This window comes from Oceanibaculum indicum P24 (assembly GCF_000299935.1).
GTDB classification, from domain to species: Bacteria; Pseudomonadota; Alphaproteobacteria; order Oceanibaculales; family Oceanibaculaceae; genus Oceanibaculum; species Oceanibaculum indicum.
This window is the reverse complement of the sequence record NZ_AMRL01000062.1, coordinates 1-1,486: the sequence shown is the minus strand read 5'-3', so window position 1 is coordinate 1,486 and position 1,486 is coordinate 1. Positions and strand designations below refer to the sequence as shown.

Below are 1,486 nucleotides of genomic sequence, written 5' to 3'. Positions count from 1 at the left end.
GGGGCCAGAACACCGCTTACGCAAAAAGCTAGCCGAATGTCTGTTAGAATGTTGCAAATGCTCGGAAAAATGAGCGCCCATGATCGGCAGATGCGGTGGTTTTCATGAGCGATTTGCGCGAAGCGCTTCAGGAATGGTTCGAAGAACTCGAGGAGCGAAAGCGCGCCCTGGGGATTCCATCGGCGTGCCTGAAGGATGCCAGGAATCCGGGCGATCGACGCACGGAGGAGAAGAAGATCCTGCTCCGCCGGCGGGCTGAGCGACTGCGCGCAGCGGGGAAGCCCGATCTTTTTCCGGCGCTGAACATCGATGATTGAGCGCTCGAAGGCTCGTTGACACACTTAGGCTCGATCTTGAAACGAGCGACACATGTCGTATATTGAGTGACACTCGTCAGAAGGATGTACGGAATGGAATCGCTTGAGACTAAGGGCGACATAAAGAGTGCGTTCGAGCTCCTCGGCGGAGAGAGAATTCTTAAAGCCAGGATTCGTAACGCAATGGATGCCCACGATGCGATCACTCACGGGCTTGATACGAAAGCCCTCTTCTACATGATCTCATCGGTATCCCTTCTCGAGAGTCACGGTGCGCTGCAGAAAGCTATCGGTGTCAGTCTTCGTACTTTACAGCGGCACAAAGCTAGCAAAAACACGCGACGGCTGAGCATCGAACAGAGTAGTCGAACCTGGCGCTTTGCCGAGATTTTTTCGCTTGCCGTTCGCGTGATGGGCTCTGAAGAGGCTGCGGAAGCTTGGCTGGACAAGCCGGCCATTGGCCTATCAAATCGCAAGCCGATTGACCTCCTCCAGACAAGTGCTGGCGCGGAAGCTGTTGAGGAGTATCTGACGCGCATTGAATATGGTGTTTATGCGTGATTCCGCTTCCCCCTCCGCTCGGTACAGGCGAAGTTAGATTTTGGCGCATCGATCAGAAAGCTCACTACAAGACCTGGTACAGTGGGGAGGGCTCCTTTCGTGTCGGCGGCCGCTGGAATTCGAAAGGAATTAGAGCAATTTACACGTCGCTGGATCCAGCGACTGCCTGCCTGGAGATAGCCGTCCACAAGGGCTTCAAAATCCTCGACACAATGCCGCATTACCTCACTTCAGCTCGCATTGTAGATCCGGCGAAGATCAAAGTGATCATGCCGGACGATGTTCCCAACCCGAACTGGCTTACCCCTGCAACGCCTGGAAGTAATCAACAAGAGTTCGGTGATGAGATGCTGCGGAAGTATGCCTGCATCCTGATCCCGTCCGCGGTTTCCCCGCATAGCTGGAACTTGATCATGGACGCAACTCAGGCGGAAAGACTCTATGATGATGTTCATCAGGAGAGGTTTGCTCTTGATCCCCGGCTTCAGGAGCAGATCACGCCCCCCTGATTGCCGCACCGCAAGAGACAAGCGACATCAGCGCAGGGCGAATACCGCCAAAGAAAAACACCGTCGCGAGGACAAAGCCGTAAGCGGTGTTTTGCGGCC

General features: G+C 54.8%; 3 protein-coding genes. All 3 read left to right on the top strand.

What is annotated here, in order from left to right; genetic code table 11:
• The first annotated feature begins 104 nt into the window (after positions 1-104).
• The 3 genes from P24_RS18950 to P24_RS18940 all read left to right on the top strand — a co-directional run bounded on the left by P24_RS18950 (position 105) and on the right by P24_RS18940 (position 1,387).
• Complete coding sequence (locus P24_RS18950; protein ID WP_008946363.1) at positions 105-317, top strand: hypothetical protein; 213 nt, start codon at positions 105-107, stop codon at positions 315-317.
• A gap of 93 nt (positions 318-410) precedes the next feature.
• The gene (gene parS, locus P24_RS18945) at positions 411-878 is read left to right on the top strand and encodes a type II RES/Xre toxin-antitoxin system antitoxin (protein ID WP_008946362.1); all 468 of its coding nucleotides are present in this window, start codon (positions 411-413) and stop codon (positions 876-878) included.
• Positions 875-1,387, top strand: a complete 513-nt coding sequence (locus P24_RS18940) for an RES family NAD+ phosphorylase (protein WP_040708534.1) — start codon at positions 875-877, stop codon at positions 1,385-1,387. The genes parS and P24_RS18940 overlap by 4 nt, the downstream gene beginning before the upstream one ends.
• Positions 1,388-1,486: the final 99 nt, after the last annotated feature.